Here is a 15,689-nt window from a genome sequence, read left to right as displayed (position 1 = left end):
AGGAAATTGGGAATCCGGACTATACCTGATTCGTCGAGAGCAAGGTGGACAGGAGGTCACTGCCGCGCAGCGTGTGGTAGGCCTTCGCGAGGTCGGCGGGCGGGGCCTCGGGCCGGGCCGTGGCGAGCAGCGCGCCCTCGCTCTGGCCCCGCAACAGCGCGCGCAGGGCGGTGGTCGCCGCGGGCGTCATGTCGAATCCCAGGTCATGTCCCGCCACCGTGGAGAGGCGGGAGAGCAGGGCACAGGCCTTCTCCATCGGCTCGGCCTCGGGGAACCGCGACCGCAGGGCCTCGATGAACCGCGACCGGTGCGTGCAGAAGAAGAGCAGGGCGGTCAGGTAGCGCAGGTCCGGCTCCCGGGCGATCGCGTTCTTCAAGCCGTGGAGGCGGTTGATGCGCTTCACGTCACGCAGCACCGGCAGCAGGGCGTCGAGCACCTCCTCCTGCTCGGGGTAGACGTCGTTCAGGATGTCCGCGAAGCCCTGCCAGTCATTCTGGAACAGGGGCCTGGATTCGAACACCAGGTGCGCGAAGGTCAGGGGATCCGCGGTCCGCAGCCCCGCCCGCAGCTGCTCGCGCATCCGCGGGGGATCCACCCGGTCCATCATCCGCAGGAGTTGGACCCGGCGCCGCAGCGGCTGCTCGCAGAAGCCCAGGTGCAGATAGGACAGTCCCGGCATCGCGTAGCTGTGCTGCGGGCCCGACGCCGGGACATCGGCGCGGATCAACAGCGTCACGGTGGGGTAATCCAGATGCAGGACGCTGTGGAGGAAGTCCGCCCCGGCGGCGAGGGGCTGGATGTCCCCGGGCGTCATGAGCCGCAGTGATTCCAGCGCGAGCTGGCCCTGGATGAGGCGCGGATGGAGGACGCGGCCCTTCTCGAAGGCGTAGACGCCCTGGAGGCTCGTCCCCTGGAGCACGGTGAAGGCGCCGCAGAAGGCGTGCTGGTGGATGTCGGTGTCCCCCTCCAGCCAATAATAGACATCGATGTGGAAGCCCTGGCCACGGAACACCGTCACGGGCGGATTGCCGAACCGGGCGGCGATGTCCATCTGCGCCGGGAGCGCGTCCGTGCCATGCACCCACTCGACGATGTCCATCGCCGAGAGGTGCTCGGTGGGTCGGCACGTCCGCAGCGCCCGGACCGCGGTCTCCGGAAAGGCGGCGAGGTCGAACGCCGACCGGCTCCAATCGCGTTCGACCCATTCGCCGAGATGCTTCAGGAATTGAGCGACCTGTTCCATGGCGATTCCCCGTACGAACAACCCCCGCGAGGAAGCCCGTCCGTACGGGCCCTCTCGCGGGGGAGACGCCGCTCAGGCCTGAAGCCTTGGCGGCGCGGGTGCCCTCAGCGCGTGAGCGCTCCGGGAGGGCCCGGAGGTCCAGGAGGGCCCGGAGGTCCCGCGTGCATCGGGGACACATCGCCGCGAACATCGTCCGCGGTGATCACTTTCTTCCGGGACTCCTTCTGCGCTCCGGCCAGGTGCTGTGCTGCGTGCATCGGGGACCTCCAGGGACTGCGGGGGGGACTGCGGCGCTGCCCTGCGCGGGCTCGCGCCCGTCACACTCTAGCAGGCACCGGACCTGCTTCATTGACCTGTCATTGACACGTCAGCGAGGCCCCTGGCTTGTGGATCCCGAGGGCGAGCTCATGGCAAGAGGGGAGGGATGAATCCGGAATCGGCTCTCGAGAACCTGCGGCGGTTGCTCCTGGGACAGCGATGGCTCGAAGGGGCGCGGACCCTCGAGCCGTCCTCGCTCCTGTCCCTGCTCTACGGTGATCAGGCCCGGGCATGGGGCCTGCCGACGAAGGGGCTGAAGGCCCTGAAGCGCTTTGGCGAGGAATACGGTGAGGCCGCGCCGCTCGCCGAGCTGGTGTTCCGCTACCTGTCCCAGGTGCACAACGGGGGGCACGGCCAGTGGTTTGGCAATGGCTACGCGACCGACCCCTGGAACGGGACCGACGTCGTGAACGTCCACGTCCGGGATTGGATGATCGACCAGTTTCGCGCGAGTCCCTGGACGAACCTGCCCGCGCTGTCCGCGGCCCTGGACATCTGCGCGCGGGCCCATCCCACCATGCGCGCGGAGGAACTCTCGCGATGGGATGACGCCTTGTCGGAGGTGATCGCCGAGGCGCAAGCCGAGCTGGATCGCGCGCTCGAGGCCTGGCTGGATTTGAAGGTGGAGAAGGTGGCGGAGCTGGAGGAGCGCTTCGACCGGGGCTCCGCCTTCGTGAGTCAGATCCTCGATGTCGCGGACGCCCCGCGCATCCGGCTGAGTCTGGCGGACATCGAGCGCATGAACCAGGTGGACCGGGCCTTCGCGAAGCTCTTCCGCCTGCCGACGCTGGAGGAGGTCGCCCACGAATGCGGCCTGAAGCCGGAGGAGATCGCACGGTTCTACGCATCGACGAGGGCCTTCCACGGCGAGCGGATGGTGAAGCCGGAGGAAGACCCGCCGCACGGCGTGTAGCTCAGGGCCCGGGCGTGAACCGGATCGCGCCGCCTTCCGAGAGCAGCGGCTCCTGGAAGGAGAAGGACGCACCGAGATCGCCCTCGGCGGACTCGAGCCCGATCTCGGCGGCGGAGCCGAGCACCCGAGCGCGCAATTCCTGGCTCGCCCCCGGGCCTGGCTCCAACTGGCAATAGCGGAACTCGATGGCCTGACGCTCGCGCAGCAAGGCGACCTGGAAGGACAGCCGGACCTCGGGGTTGGGCACCGTCTCCGACGGGACGCGCAGCGTGAAGTGCTGGTAGCCGATCACCAGCCGCTCGGTGGCGCCGGTCCCCGTCCTCAGCACCCGCACGTCACTCCGTCTGGCATCCAGGGGGGTGAGCCGTGAATCCCAGAAGGGCGCCACCCAGCCGTTGGGTATCCGCGCGTCCGGGGGCCGCTGGGGCGCTGGGCTGGTGGCGACGAACAGGGAGGCGCCGCCGAGGAAGATCAAGCCCTGCGCGGAGGCCACGAACCGGGTCGCGGGCTGTCCGAACAAGGCGAAGGGAAAGGGCAGGTCCGTGTAATCCGTCACCTGGGTGAACGTGCCGAACTCGAGCACCTCGGCGGAAGACAGGTCGTCGCAGGCGCTCGTCACCCGTTCCGCCGAGTAGGAGGGCGTAGGCTGTCCGTCGGGAGGCGTGGGCGGTTCCCCGGGTGGCTCCACCCCGGGGGGGGAGCAACCGGTGGCCAGCAGGACCAGGAGCGGGAGTCGGGCTGTTCGTGACATGTGCGGTCCCTTCACGACGCCTTCACGGTGGGTCGGCGCGCGGCGGGCAAGGCGGGACGATCAGGTTGTCCCACCCAAGGATGAGGGGCGTCCCGTCGTCCTGCCACCCGATGAAGAGCGCGATGGGGATGAGCGCCAGCAGTCCCGTGTTGCTGTCGTCCCCCCGCCCATTCGAGTAGGCCTCCACCGCGCGTCCAGGCACGGACCACCCGCCGCGGCTGAGCAGGGCCATGCGCAGCCAGGGGCGTTCGAGCAGCACCCGCGTGAACGGGCGCTCCTCCTCTCCGGTGTCCTCCGCGTCGGGGCGAGGCGCCCAGAAGTGCGGCGGGAGGGCGTTGCAGACCAGGTAGGGCCCCGCTTCTCCCTGACGTTGTCCGGCGGCGAAGGCCTTCTGCGCGGAGGCGAAGGCCACGCTCACGTCGCCCTGGTGGAAGGAGGAGAGGGTCGCCAGGGCCGCCTCGATGCGGCCGGGCTGCGCCGTCTGGAGCTTCCTCCATTCGGCCTCTCCGGACCGTCCCGCGGCGCGGGCCGCGTCGTAGGCCTGCTTGTAGGTGAGATACGTCTGGTACGCGCGCGTGGGCACGTGCTCCGCCGCATCCGTGTAGAGGAACTCCCGCGCGGAGGCCACGTGCGGAGGGACCTCGCGGGGCGGCTCCACGACCGTGGCGCCGAGGATCTCCGCGTACAGCGCCGAGACGGTGCGCCCCGTGGCGCGCCGCTCGGGTTCGAAACGGGGCACTTCGTCCGCGGCGCGGGCGAGGGCCTCGGGGGCCTGGAGTTCCTCGGCCGGACGCGGGGGCACCTCGAGGGTGACGTAGCCCAGGCCGACCTCGGACAGCTGCTCGTAAAGCGTGTCAATGCTCGTCATCGCCGTGCTCCTCGTGCTCGCGCGTGCCCACGTCGGCCCCTACTTCGGGGGGCAGGCGGGAATGACACGGTTCAGGTACGCGACCATCTCCAGGTCCGGCGTGTACAGCTCCGTCTGGTTGGAGGCCGACCACGTCGAGGAGGTCGTCTGGGTCGAGCCGCCGCCGCCGCCGAACTGGAAGGGCCCGATGCGGATGCCGCCGCCGGCCTGGATCGTCTGCGAGAACGTCTGCTTGTCCACGGCGCTCCAACTGGCGGTGGCGCGGACCTGGCGCGCCACGATGAAGGCGACCGGGAGCAGGGGGAAGACGCCCGTGTTGGACGGATCGATCTTGCCGGTCGAGTAGGCGCTCTTGCCCCGGCCCTCCACCCGCCAGCCCGTGGTGGTCAGCAGGTTCTCCTTGAGCCAGGCGCGCCGGATGTCCACCCGGGCGAACTGGAACGAGAGGCGCAGGTTGGTGGTGTCCTTGTGGAGGGTGTGGTTCGACCAGGCCCGGCCGCCCCCGCCGCCGATGCTGAACAGGCCGAAGTTGAGGCTGCCGCCCGCGTTCCACTTGCCGAAGTTCGAGCTGCTCGACGTGTGCATCTCGCTCGAGTTCAGGTCGACGGTCGAGTAGGCCTGCGTGGTGGCCCAGTTGGCGGGGAAGACCTGCACCGGCAGGTACGAGCTGAACCCCTCGCCTCGGGGCGCCAGCTCGAAGTTGCGCCGCGCCTCGGCGAAGCGGCGCACGAGGCTGGTCTGCGACGCCTGACCGAGGATGCTCTCCTTTTCCTTGATGACGCCGGGCTTGCTGGTCTCGTACTCCGCGTAGGCCATCCGCACCTTCGTCTGGAGGATGGGGGCGATGATGGCCCAGGCCTGCATGTCCTTGGTGCTGGTCTGGTCGACCTGCTGCCACTGGGCGAGGTACGAGGTCAGCGCGGCCTCGTACAGGAGGAACTTGTTCTTGTAGTTGGTGTAGGCCGGCGAATCCACCGAGTTGGGCACGGTCACCGGCTGACCCGTCACCTCGTCGTACTGGACGCCATCATCGAAGAGGAAGTTCTCCGCCGCGGCCACCGCGGCCTCCTGCGCCGGATTGGGCGGGGAGGGATCGACCTCGGCGCGCACGATCTCCTCGTAGAAGTCCTCGACGCGGCCAATCGGCGTGTACATGGGGTTGAGCGACGGGGCCTGCGAGACCAGCTCCGCCAGCGCGCGTCCCGCGACGTCGCTGCCCTCGGGGTTGACCGGGCTCCAGGCATTCGCATACAGCATCGGCTCGATGCGCAGGCCAGGCTTGAGCATGGTGAGGAAGCCGCTGGTCGGCGGCACCGAGCGCGCCGTGGTGAAGCCTGGCACGTCCCCCGTCAACGAGCCGTACAGGGCGTCGTAGATGGACTGCAGCATCTTGTTGCTATCAATTGCCATGGTGTGGACTCCTCGGACTGCGGGGTACTGCGTGGGTCCGCCTGTCACCCGTCGAGCGGAGGGCAGGCGGGAATGAGCTGGCTCATCTGGCCAATGGCTTGCAGGTCCGGCGCGGAGATGGTCACGCCGTCGAAGGTGGCTCGGGCCAGGGTCGGAGCCCGGGCGCGAGGCCTTTGGTACTGACCCGAGAGGGCGAAGGGGCCGAAGGTCAGGTCCTTCTGTTGGAGGCGCTCGCGGATGAATGTGACGTCGGCCTGGGACCAGGCGGCGGAGACCCGCAGCTCCCGGGCGACGATGAGCGCGGTGGGCAGCAGCGGGAAGATGCCGGTGTTGCCCGTGAGCGAGCCGGTGGACAAGGCTAGGCGGGGCCTGCCCGCCATGGCCCAGCCCCCGAGGGAGAACAGGGACGCGTCGAGCCACGGCCGCCGGATGGCGACACGCGCGAACTTGAATTGGACCCGGATGTCGAGTGACTCGCGCGCGACGGGCCGACGCAAGCGTCTGCCCTGCGCCTGGTATCCCCACAGCCCGGAGTTCAGGGGCGTGCGCGCGGCGAAGGGCAGGCCGCGGCCAGGGCCGCGGAGGGGCAAGGTCCGGCTGGTCCTGAGATCCACCTCGAAGAAAGACGCCTCGGGGGTGAACCAGTTCTGAGGTTGGGCGAGGGTCATGTGCCACGTGAAGCCGGGCCCCCACATGCTTCCGAGCGTGCTGAGCTCGAAGTTGAGCCGGGCCGTGGAGAAGAGCGCGGCGACGCTGGCGTTCTGGCCCTCGGCCTGGCCCGAGCCCACGGCGGAGACTGCCCCCTCGGCCTTCAGGGCCTGGGCCGTCACCTGGAGCTGGGCCTTCAGGTCCGCCGCGCTCGCTTCCCAGCGCTGCTTCTCGGCGGGATCATTCATGTCCACCTGCAGCAGCCGTGACATGTAGCGGGTCACGGCCTCCTCGTGAGCCATTCTCAGATCGAGCGCGTGGAGAGACGCCGGAGTCTCGACGAGCGTCTGGAGGAACCGTCCCCGTGGGGCGCGCATCGGGAGCGGAGGCGTCGTGGGTGTGTTGGCCTGGACGAGCTGTCCATAGAGCGTCTCGATGGATTGGCCAGTGGGGGTGTAGACGGTGGACACCTCGGGGATGGCATCCACCAGCGCGGCGAAGTTCTCCGCCGTCACGGGGTTTCCCCCGGGATTCAGAGGCGTCCAGGGATTGGCGAACTCGGTGGGATCCAACGGCAGACCCGGGATGCTCAAGCTCAACACCGTGGAGGCGGGGTCCATCACGGGCTGGCCGCCGGGCGGCGCGGTGGTCAGGGCGTCATGGATGAGGTCATGAATCGCCTGCGAGAGCTGTTGTGGATCGGCGGCCATGGTTTCCCCGGGCACGTGCTGTTCTGTCCATGGGAATGGAGGGGCGTCCCCCGGAGTGTGACGCGCGGGGGCTGGACGCTTCGGGCTCGCCTGGGTGAGGCTCGGGGCATGAGGAATCGTGCGCGAGGCGTGGTGCTGGGGGTCTTGCTCGCGGCGGGTGGCGCGAGTGCCCAGGCGGTGGAGACGGACCCCTACGCGCGGCCCGCGAGCGTGCGCTCCCCGGTGGAGCTCCCACCCGACACCGGGCGGCAGACCCCGGAGGAACTGGTGGGCTGGCTCGTGAAAGAGGAGCCGGCCCAGCGCCTGGAAGCGCTCCTCCGGCTGCTGCCCTGGGCCGACAAGCTGCTGCCTCGACTCGAGCAGCAGGCGCGCACGGCGCGAGACGACGCGAGCCGCGCCCGTCTCCTGGAGGCCCTCCGGGAGCTGACGCGCCATTGGGTGTCCCTGGAGCGGCTCGAGGCCCACCCCCACCTGAGGGCCTGGATGGCCGCCGAGGTGAAGCGGGGTCTGCGGCTCGTGGAGCCCTGGACGCGGGTCACCACCACCGAGGCGCTGATCGCCGAGCGCAGGCCCCCTGAGGGGGGTGGCGACGAGACCGGCCCGTGGGCCACGCTGTTGCCCGAGCGCGAGGACTTCGCGCGGTTGAGGAACGAGCTCGCGACGCTCGGAGGCTTCGCACGACCAGCGGTCGACCGCTTGCTGGAGTCCCCGTCACCCGAGGCGAAGCTGCACGGCTTCGCGCTGGCCGGGCTCCTGGATCTGCACCCCCGCTCGAAGCTCTTCCCCCGGCTGCGCGAGGACACCCACGCGGTGGAGGTCGAGAGCTACCAGGCGTCCGACTCGCCGACCCGGAGGGACGTGCGGCGCCACACGGAGCGCATCTCCGAGCGGATGCTGCAGTTGGAGGAGCGGTCCGAGCACGTGAAGAAGTCACCCGCGCTGGGGACCCGCATGTCACCCGACGATGCCCAGGAGCGCATCGTCGAGGTCCTCTCCGTCCTGCCCCGGCCAGGGGGCGAGGAGAAGAAGGCGCGGTCGCGCGGCCCACTGCTCATGGAACTCACCCACACGCTGCGCCAGGCGGGCGCGTCCGGTGCCAGGGACGAGCAGGATTGTTGGAACCGCATCCGTCCGTCATGGCGTGCCTGGTGGGGGAGGGGTGGCCTCTGGGCGACCCAGTAGGACGATTCCGTTTCACATCACAATATCTCTCGGGACAACTCCTGGCACCAAGGCCGTCCCCCCCCCGCTGGCGTGACGCTCACGGCCGCTCCTGATAAAATGAGGGGCTGGCTGAACGTGTGTTGGAAGGTGGGGCGTGTCGCCGCGACCCATCGCGATGGCCGGAGGGAGTATGAGCAAGAGGCGATCGGCATCACAGGACTGGATGGCGCAACTCGTCACCGTCTCCGCGGACGCCATCATCGTCATCGACGACACACAACACATCACCGAGTTCAACCAGGGCGCGGAGAGGATTTTCGGCTACACGGCCGAGGAGACGATCGGTCAGGGCCTCGAGTTATTGCTGCCCGAACGTTTCCGGCACACCCATCGTCGGCTCATCCAACACTTCGCCGAGGGCCAGGAGCGCTCTCGTCGAATGGGGGAGCGTCGGCACCTCGCTGGAGTGCGCAAGGGGGGCGAGGAGTTCTCCGCGGAGGCCACCATCTCCAAACTCACGGTGGGGGAGGACAGGTACGTCCTGGCGATCATCCTCCGGGACGTCTCCGAGCAGACGCAGCGAGAGGAGTCCCAGCGCTACCTCATGCACGCCGGAGAACTGCTCTCCTCCACGTCGCTGGACTACGACCGGACGCTCTCGCGCGTGGCACAACTGGCGACGGAGTCGCTGGCGGATTGGTGTCTGGTCTATCTCGGAGAGCCGCCCCAGGTGCGCATCGTGGAGGTCGCCCACCGGCGCCCGGTTCACCCGTCCACGTTGGACTCGATGCGGGGCTTCCTGCTGGACGCAAGCCAGCCCTACCTCGCACGGCAGACCATGGAAGGCCGCCAGCCCGTGCTCGTCCCGCACGTCTCGCCGGAGATGCTGCCGCTCATGGCCCAAAGCCGCAAGCACCTGGAGCTGCTTCACCAGGTCGCACCGCGCTCCTTCATGGGGGTGCCCCTGGTGGTCAACGGCCAATTGCTGGGCGCGTTGATGTTCATCTCCTCCGAGTCCAACCGGGTCTATACCGCGAGGGATTTGCAGACCTCGGTGCAACTGGGGCGGCTCGCCGGCCTGGCACTCGAAAACGCCAGGCTGTACCAGAGCGCCCGTCAGGCCATCGAGGCCCGTGATGTGGTCTTGAGCATCGTGGCGCACGACCTGCGCAATCCGCTGAGCGCCATCCTCATGGCGACGCGGTTGATGAAGACCAAGGCGGGGGACGCCGGGCCGATGGGTCTGGCCGAGAACTTCGAGAAATGGCTGAGCCGCATCTCCTTGTCCGCGCATCGGATGAAGCGGCTCACGGAGGACCTGCTGGACGTGTCCCGGCTGCAAGCCGGGCAATCGCTGTCCATGAACATGGGCATTCATTCCGCGGAAGCGCTCCTCCGGGAGGCATTCGATACGCTGCTTCCCCTCGCGAGTGATGTCCAACTGCGCCTCGATGACGTGGAGCAACTGCCTCTCATCCGGGGAGACCGTGACCGCCTGCTTCAGGTGTTCTCCAACCTGGTGGGGAATGCGCTGAAGTTCACGCCCACCGGAAACAGCGTGCGCTTGGGAGGACGCGTGGCGGGAGGTCAGGTGGAGTTCCTGGTGGCGGACACGGGTCCCGGGCTCTCCGATGAGACCCGCGCGCATCTCTTCGAGCGCTTCTGGCAGGCCAACCCGAATGACTGCCGAGGGATTGGCCTGGGTCTGTTCATCGTCAAAAGCATCATCGAGGCGCATGGAGGACACGTCCACGTCGAGAGCGGACCCGGCCAGGGGACGACGTTTTTCTTCGCCGTGCCTGTCGTCACCGGGAGTGGGCCCGCCGACTGAGGCGGTGCGCGGACGTTGCGCCGCGTCACTGCGGTGAGCGAGAACTGGAAGCTCAACGCCCCGCGTCCCCACGCGGGCACGTGCGCACCGCCGGAAGGGCCTCAGGGCTCCCCGAGATCCCTCCAGCACAGCTCGGCCATGCGCTCCAGCAACCAGCGGGTGGCCGGCCCCTTGAGCAACTCCGGGCGGTGCACGATGGACAACGCCAGCAGCCAGGTGTCCTCCCCCCAGGCGGCGACCTCGAGGCGCACCAGCCGGCCACTGGCGAGGTCCTCCTTCACCATGTGCTCGGGCATGTTCCCCCAGCCGAGCCCTCCGCGCAGCAGGGCGTGCTTGGTGCCCAGGTCCGCGACGCGCCAGGTGTTGGAGCACAGGATGGCCTGATCGTCAGTGGGCTGGGTGTGATCGCGCTCGCTCAACACGATGTGCACGTGGTCGGCGAAAGCCGCGGCCTCGAGCCGACCCGGAAGGCGGGCGAGGGGATGCTCCCGGGACACCACCGGGACCATCCGCACCGAGGTGAGGTGCTTGCGCTCCAACCCGCGCGCCTGGGCCGCCGGGCCAATCACCCCCACCTGGCACGTCCCGTCGAGCACCCGGGCGGAGACCGCCGAGAGCGTGTCCAGGGACAAGCGCAACTGGACGGTGGGGAACTTCACGGCGAACTCCCGGCAGAGATCGACGATGGCGCGCATCGGGAGGATGGCGTCGACGATCAGCGAGACGCTCGTCTCCAGGCCCGTCGCGAACGACTCGGCCACCCGCTTGAGCGCGTCCACCTCGGCGCAGATGCGCCGGGCGCCGGTGAGCAGGACGCGGCCCTCCTCGGTGAGCGTGGGCACCTTGGTGGACCGGTCCCACAACCTCACCCCCAACTGGCTCTCGAGGTTGGCCATGGAATGGCTGACCGCGGACTGGACGCGCCTGAGCCGACGTCCCGCGGAGGAGAAGCTGCCCTCATCCACGACGGCGATGAAGGTGCGGAGTTGATCCAGGGTGAGGGCGTCGAGCATCCCCCCATCTTCGCATCCCTACTTCGCGCGGGCGTAGAGCCATCCGTAGAGCAGCTTCGTCAGGCGCGGCATCAACACCCAGGTGAGCATGGCCACGGGGATCGCCGTGGCGAGCGACACCCGCACCAGCACTGGCAGCCCCGAGGGGATGATCTGCCCGAGCAGCAGCGCCTGCGGCAGCAGCGCGAGCCACGTCACCAGCGCCATCTTCCAGCGTGGTGGCGGCATCGGAGGGGCGGGCCGACCCGGGACCGTGAACCAGGTCTCCAGGCCGCTGCGCACGTGGGCCTGCCCGGACGCGAGCGCGTGCTCATCGCCCCGGTGCAGCAACTCCGCCGTCCCGGCCGAGGCCTGCCAGCGCTCGAGATCCCCCTGGGTCGCGAAGCGCAGGAGGATGTAGAAGTCGTCCTCTCCCACGGTGAACACACTGGAGCCCTGATGGTTCGGGGCACTCGCCGCCGCGGCCATCAGCTCCTCGAGCCACCGGGTGAATGCGGGCCGCGCGCCCGGCCGCACGCGCCGCTCCAACACGATCTTGGCGGGCCGCGCACAGTCCGCGTGCACCTTCGTGCCCTCCATCACGACTTCCCTCACGTCCAGACCTCCTCAGAAGACGAAACAATCACAGCCCCGGTCCCACGGCCCCGTCAACAGCGACCCGTGCGGGTGGGGATGCGGGTGCGGATGGGCATGGACGTGCGCATGCCCGGAGGGGGCGGGCCCCGCCGCCGAGGCGCCTCTTCCCCCGAGCGTCACCGGCGACCAGCCCGGGCTCACCGGCGGCAGGGGCGGGGCGAGCGGCGCGAACCCGCCCGAGCCGTGCACCACCTTGCCATCCACGAGCGTCAACACCGACTCCAGGTGCTTGATCTCCTCCTCGGGCACCGAGAAGTAGTCGCCGGAGAGCACCGCGAGGTCGGCCAGCCGCCCCTCGGCGATGCGTCCCTTGTCCTTCTCCTCGCCGGAGAACCAGGCGCTCCCCTCGGTGTAGAGGCGCAAGGCCTCTTCCCGGCTCATGCGCTGGGTGGGGGGGCGCAACGCCTGGCCCCCCACGGTGGTCCCGGTGACGAGCCAGTACAGGGAGACCCAGGGGTTGTAGCTGGAGACGCGCGTGGCATCCGTTCCCGCGCCCACGGGGATGCCCAGCTCGAGCATGCCGCGAATGGGCGGGGCGTGGGCCGCGGCCTCCGCGCCGTAGCGCGCGAGGAAATGCTCGCCCTGGAAGGACATCCGGTTCTGGATGGCGATGCCGCCCCCGAGCGCCCGCGTGCGCTCCAGGTTGCGCGGGGAGATGGTCTCCGCGTGGTCGAACCACCACTTGAGCCCCTGGAAGGGCACGTCCCGGTTCACCCGCTCGAAGACGTCCAGGAAGCGCGTGATGGACTCGTCATAGGTGGCGTGCAGCCGGAAGGGCCAGCGGTGCTCGGCCAGATGGCGCACCACCGCCTCGAGCTCGTCCTCGAGCGTGGCGGGCAGGTCCGGCCTCGGCTCGAGGAAGTCCTCGAAGTCCGCCGCGGAGAAGACGAGCATCTCCCCCGCGCCATTGAGCCGGTAGAACGCGTCCCCCTGGCCGGGGGTCGTCGTCGCCGTCCACCGGCGGAAGTCCTCGAGTTCCCCCTGGGGCTTCTGGGTGAAGAGGTTGTAGGCGATGCGCACGGTGAGCAGCCCCTGGGCGTGCAGCTCCTCGATGACGCGGTAGTCGTCCGGATAGTTCTGGAACCCGCCGCCCGCGTCGATGACGCTCGTCAGTCCGAGCCGGTTGAGCTCGCGCATGAAGTGGCGCGTGGAGTTGACCTGGTCCTCGTAGGACAGCCGCGGTCCCTTGGCGAGGGTCGAGTACAGGATGGACGCGTTGGGCCGGGCGATGAGCAGCCCCGTGGGATGGCCTTGCTTGTCCCGTTGGATCTCCCCGCCGGGCGGATTGGGCGTGTCCTTCGTGTAGCCCACGGCCCGGAGCGCCGCCCCGTTGAGCAGCGCGAGGCCATAGAGATACAGGACGAAGACGGGCGTCTCGGGCGCCGCGGCGTTGAGTTCCTCGAGCGTGGGCAGTCGCTTCTCGGCGAACTGGAACTCGTTCCATCCGCCCACCACGCGCACCCACTGGGGGGGAGGGGTCCGCTGGGCCTGCGCGCGCAACCGACGCAGGGCATCCGCCAGGGACGGCACCCCATCCCAGCGCAGCTCCAGGTTGTAGTTCAGCCCCCCGCGGATGGTGTGGATGTGCGAGTCGATGAGTCCGGGAATGACGGTCCGGCCGCCCAGATCGATCACCCGGGTGTCCGCGCCCTTCCAGGCCATGACCTCGGCCTCCGTGCCCACGGCGCGGAAGCGGCCGTCCTGGATGGCCACCGCGTCCACACGCGGCCGGTGGGGGTCTCCCGTCGCGATGCGCCCCTGCTTCAAGATGAGCTCCGCGGTGGCCATGGCGCTTGTCTCCCTCGGGGTAATGTCGGATTCCGAAAAACCTTAGTCGAGGGGAGGGGATTGGGAACCCCCCCTGTCTTCATGCGTTCCATCGACGGATGCGATGGACGGAGGGGCTGATTCGCGGCGAGCCGCGGGATATTCCCGGACCCTGCCGGGCGGTCATCGGCCCGGCCCCATCTGGAGGACACCTTGGACTTCGAACGGAATCGTGGATGGCTGCTCATGGGGCTCGTGCTCACGCTGGCAATGCCCGCTCGGGGCCTGGCCGATGCGCCGCCGGAGAAGCGTTTCGAGACCCCGCTGGGCCTCACCGTCTCCGTCAAGCAGATCGGCCCCGTCACCCAGACCACCGACCTGCAAATCCTCTGCATCCTCAAGCACGACCCGGCGGGAGACCGCTACATCGAGGCGATGCAGGACTTCAACGACAAGCAGGGAGGCCTCCTATCGGCCCTGCGCGAGCGCGGTGAGTTCGTGGGTGAGCTGGGCGAGACGCTGCTCTACACGCCGCCGGCCCGCTCCATCACGCCCAAGCGGGTGCTGTTGATTGGCGTTGGCGCCGCGAAGGAGCTGTCGCTCGACCGCCTGCGCCTGGCGGGACGGATCGCCCTGCGGGAGGCCGTGCGCCTGGGCGCGCGCAACGTCTCGTTCGCCCCGACGCTGCGCGATCAGGGCAGCGACGTCATCGACGTGGGGGAGGGGGACGGGGCGGTGGTGGAGGAGGTGTTGCTCGCCTACGACACCGAGAAGCGGCTTCAGCAGCAAGGGCTGGCGCCCCGGTTCACGCTCGCCTCCTGGGTCATCGAGGCGGGACCGAAGTACTTCGAGAGCGCCAGCACCCAGGTCGCCGCGGCCATCCAGAAGGCCGGAGAAGCGCTGAAGCAGCGGGACGGCTCGCCCTACGTGCGCGTCAAGGCCGCCCCCTCGAGCAAGTAACGAGGACCGCCGCCTCCCGCTCCTCATCAGGCTCCAGGCGGATGCCGGGACGCGCTCGGTGCCCGCTTGGGCGGCGGCCGCGCGCCCGTGAGCACGAGGTCCACCAGGGCTTCCAGGTTCAGCGCCCGCGTGCCTGGGGGCTGCAATAGCGCGAAGTTGATCACCGCCCCGAAGAGCACGCCGTGCAGGAAGCGCGGGTCCACGTCGGGCGGCAGCTCGCCCCGCGCGATGCCCCGCTCATATAGCTGCATGGCCTGGGCGTCCTTCTGCGCGCGCAGCCCGTGGACGAGCGCCCCCAGGGGCTCGTCCTCCCGCGCGTCGAACAGCAGCCGGAAGAGCGCGCGCAGCGCCGGATTGACGACCGTGCGCAGCAGGACGTCGAAGTGCGCGATCAGGTCTCCGCGGAGCGTTCCGGTGTCGGGCTCCTCGGGGGTCACGTCCACGGCGCGCCGGATGGCCGCCTGGACCAATTCCTGTTTCGTGGGCCAGCGCCGGTAGAGCGTGACCTTGTTCACGCCCGCCCGCGCGGCGACCTGCTCGATGGCGAGCTTCTCGTAGCCCACCCGGCACACCTCGCCCAACACCACCTCGAGCACCTTCGCCTCCAGGTCCTCGCCCCGCAGCTGCTTGGCGCGGGGCGCGGGCCCGGCCCCTCCACTGTCTCCACGGCTCATGGGAGGAACGCTACCCGACCCGGGAAAAATCGCAACGGGACCGTTGCATTTGGAAGCGCCCGGGGTTATCCCTGCAATGCAACGCAACCGTTGCTTTCGCCCAGGAGCCCTCCATGACCTCGCCCTCGAAACTCGCCCACATCGTCCTGCGCACCGGCCGCTTCCAGCAGATGCGCGAGTGGTACCTCGCCGTGCTCGGCGCGAGGGTGTCGTACGAGAACGGGCAGATCTGCTTCCTGGCCTACGATGACGAGCACCACCGGGTGGGCATCGTCGACACGGGGGCCACGGAGCAGCCCGGTCCCAAGACGCGAGGCCTGGAGCACATCGCCTTCACCTACGTGGACCTGTCGGCGCTGCTGGACACGTACGAGCGCCTCGCGCGGGCCGACATCGTGCCCTTCTGGAGCGTCAACCACGGCCCGACGACGTCGCTCTATTACCGGGATCCGGATGGCAACCACATCGAGCTGCAGGTGGACAACTTCGCCACGATGGAGGACGCGGAGCACTTCATGAAGTCGGAGCGCTTCAACGCCAACCCCTTCGGGGCGGACATCGACCCGCGCGAGCTGGCGAGCCGGCTGCGCGCGGGGGAGTCCGCCGCGGAGCTCGCGCGGCCCCACACCCAGACCCAGCCGCGCGGCTTCGACTCGATTCCCGCGGAGTACTTCCGCTAGCGCGACCCTCAGGGGTCTGCCCATCGTGGCCTGCCTGGCGGTCCCTTGAGGGGTGGGCCTCTTCCTCAGCCGCGGACTTCGCGGAGATACACTTCAATCTCAC

14 protein-coding genes are annotated in these 15,689 nt (G+C 69.2%); 5 read left to right on the top strand and 9 right to left on the bottom strand.

All coding sequences use genetic code 11. The annotated features are described in order from the left end of the window. Positions 1 to 19: 19 nt before the first annotated feature. Entirely contained in the window at positions 20 to 1,243 is a 1,224-nt protein-coding gene (locus I3V78_RS26050; protein ID WP_204491143.1) for a hypothetical protein, read from the bottom strand. 424 nt (positions 1,244 to 1,667) lie between these two features. Between I3V78_RS26050 and I3V78_RS26045 the strand changes: the two genes are divergently transcribed. Next, positions 1,668 to 2,474 (top strand): hypothetical protein, encoded by an 807-nt coding sequence (locus tag I3V78_RS26045; protein ID WP_204491142.1) that lies wholly within the window; start codon positions 1,668 to 1,670, stop codon positions 2,472 to 2,474. A 1-nt stretch (position 2,475) separates the two neighbouring features. On the opposite strand, the gene I3V78_RS26040 is transcribed toward I3V78_RS26045, so the two are convergent. The 4 genes from I3V78_RS26040 to I3V78_RS26025 all read right to left on the bottom strand — a co-directional run bounded on the left by I3V78_RS26040 (position 2,476) and on the right by I3V78_RS26025 (position 6,861). Further along, the gene (locus tag I3V78_RS26040; RefSeq protein ID WP_204491141.1) at positions 2,476 to 3,093 is read right to left on the bottom strand and encodes a hypothetical protein; all 618 of its coding nucleotides are present in this window, start codon (positions 3,091 to 3,093) and stop codon (positions 2,476 to 2,478) included. A gap of 154 nt (positions 3,094 to 3,247) precedes the next feature. Then, positions 3,248 to 4,093 carry a hypothetical protein gene (locus I3V78_RS26035; protein ID WP_204491140.1) on the bottom strand — a complete coding sequence of 282 codons (846 nt, stop codon included), beginning with the start codon at positions 4,091 to 4,093 and terminating at the stop codon, positions 3,248 to 3,250. Between the two features lie 39 nt (positions 4,094 to 4,132). After that, a complete protein-coding gene (locus tag I3V78_RS26030) occupies positions 4,133 to 5,503 on the bottom strand; it encodes a hypothetical protein (protein WP_204491139.1) in 1,371 nt (456 codons plus the stop codon). Between the two features lie 44 nt (positions 5,504 to 5,547). Beyond that, positions 5,548 to 6,861, bottom strand: coding sequence for a hypothetical protein (locus I3V78_RS26025; protein WP_204491138.1), 1,314 nt, complete (start codon positions 6,859 to 6,861; stop codon positions 5,548 to 5,550). A 108-nt stretch (positions 6,862 to 6,969) separates the two neighbouring features. On the opposite strand from I3V78_RS26025, the gene I3V78_RS26020 reads away from it, so the two are divergent. Both I3V78_RS26020 and I3V78_RS26015 read left to right on the top strand, forming a co-directional pair. Beyond that, on the top strand, positions 6,970 to 8,043 hold the full coding sequence (locus I3V78_RS26020; protein WP_204491137.1) for a hypothetical protein: 1,074 nt from the start codon (positions 6,970 to 6,972) through the stop codon (positions 8,041 to 8,043). Positions 8,044 to 8,215: 172 nt separating this feature from the next. Next, positions 8,216 to 9,856, top strand: coding sequence for a sensor histidine kinase (locus tag I3V78_RS26015; protein WP_204491136.1), 1,641 nt, complete (start codon positions 8,216 to 8,218; stop codon positions 9,854 to 9,856). 101 nt (positions 9,857 to 9,957) lie between these two features. Here I3V78_RS26015 and I3V78_RS26010 read toward each other — a convergent pair whose 3' ends face one another. From I3V78_RS26010 to I3V78_RS26000, 3 genes are read right to left on the bottom strand one after another with little or no spacing between them, the layout of a single operon-like run. Then, positions 9,958 to 10,869 (bottom strand): LysR family transcriptional regulator, encoded by a 912-nt coding sequence (locus tag I3V78_RS26010; protein ID WP_204491135.1) that lies wholly within the window; start codon positions 10,867 to 10,869, stop codon positions 9,958 to 9,960. Positions 10,870 to 10,887: 18 nt separating this feature from the next. Further along, the gene (locus I3V78_RS26005; RefSeq protein WP_338023748.1) at positions 10,888 to 11,463 is read right to left on the bottom strand and encodes an antibiotic biosynthesis monooxygenase; all 576 of its coding nucleotides are present in this window, start codon (positions 11,461 to 11,463) and stop codon (positions 10,888 to 10,890) included. Positions 11,464 to 11,475: 12 nt separating this feature from the next. Next, positions 11,476 to 13,293 (bottom strand): amidohydrolase, encoded by a 1,818-nt coding sequence (locus I3V78_RS26000; protein ID WP_204491134.1) that lies wholly within the window; start codon positions 13,291 to 13,293, stop codon positions 11,476 to 11,478. A 192-nt stretch (positions 13,294 to 13,485) separates the two neighbouring features. Here I3V78_RS26000 and I3V78_RS25995 point away from each other — a divergent pair, with 192 nt between their 5' ends. Continuing rightward, complete coding sequence (locus I3V78_RS25995) at positions 13,486 to 14,232, top strand: M17 family peptidase N-terminal domain-containing protein (RefSeq protein ID WP_239576610.1); 747 nt, start codon at positions 13,486 to 13,488, stop codon at positions 14,230 to 14,232. 26 nt (positions 14,233 to 14,258) lie between these two features. On the opposite strand, the gene I3V78_RS25990 is transcribed toward I3V78_RS25995, so the two are convergent. After that, positions 14,259 to 14,906 (bottom strand): TetR/AcrR family transcriptional regulator, encoded by a 648-nt coding sequence (locus I3V78_RS25990; RefSeq protein WP_204491133.1) that lies wholly within the window; start codon positions 14,904 to 14,906, stop codon positions 14,259 to 14,261. A 113-nt stretch (positions 14,907 to 15,019) separates the two neighbouring features. Here I3V78_RS25990 and I3V78_RS25985 point away from each other — a divergent pair, with 113 nt between their 5' ends. After that, positions 15,020 to 15,586 carry a VOC family protein gene (locus I3V78_RS25985; RefSeq protein WP_204491132.1) on the top strand — a complete coding sequence of 189 codons (567 nt, stop codon included), beginning with the start codon at positions 15,020 to 15,022 and terminating at the stop codon, positions 15,584 to 15,586. Positions 15,587 to 15,689: the final 103 nt, after the last annotated feature.

It is taken from the genome of Archangium primigenium (genome assembly GCF_016904885.1).
Lineage (GTDB): Bacteria > Myxococcota > Myxococcia > Myxococcales > Myxococcaceae > Cystobacter > Cystobacter primigenius.
Note: the sequence above shows the minus strand (reverse complement) of the source record. Positions and strands in the feature narration are given on the sequence as shown.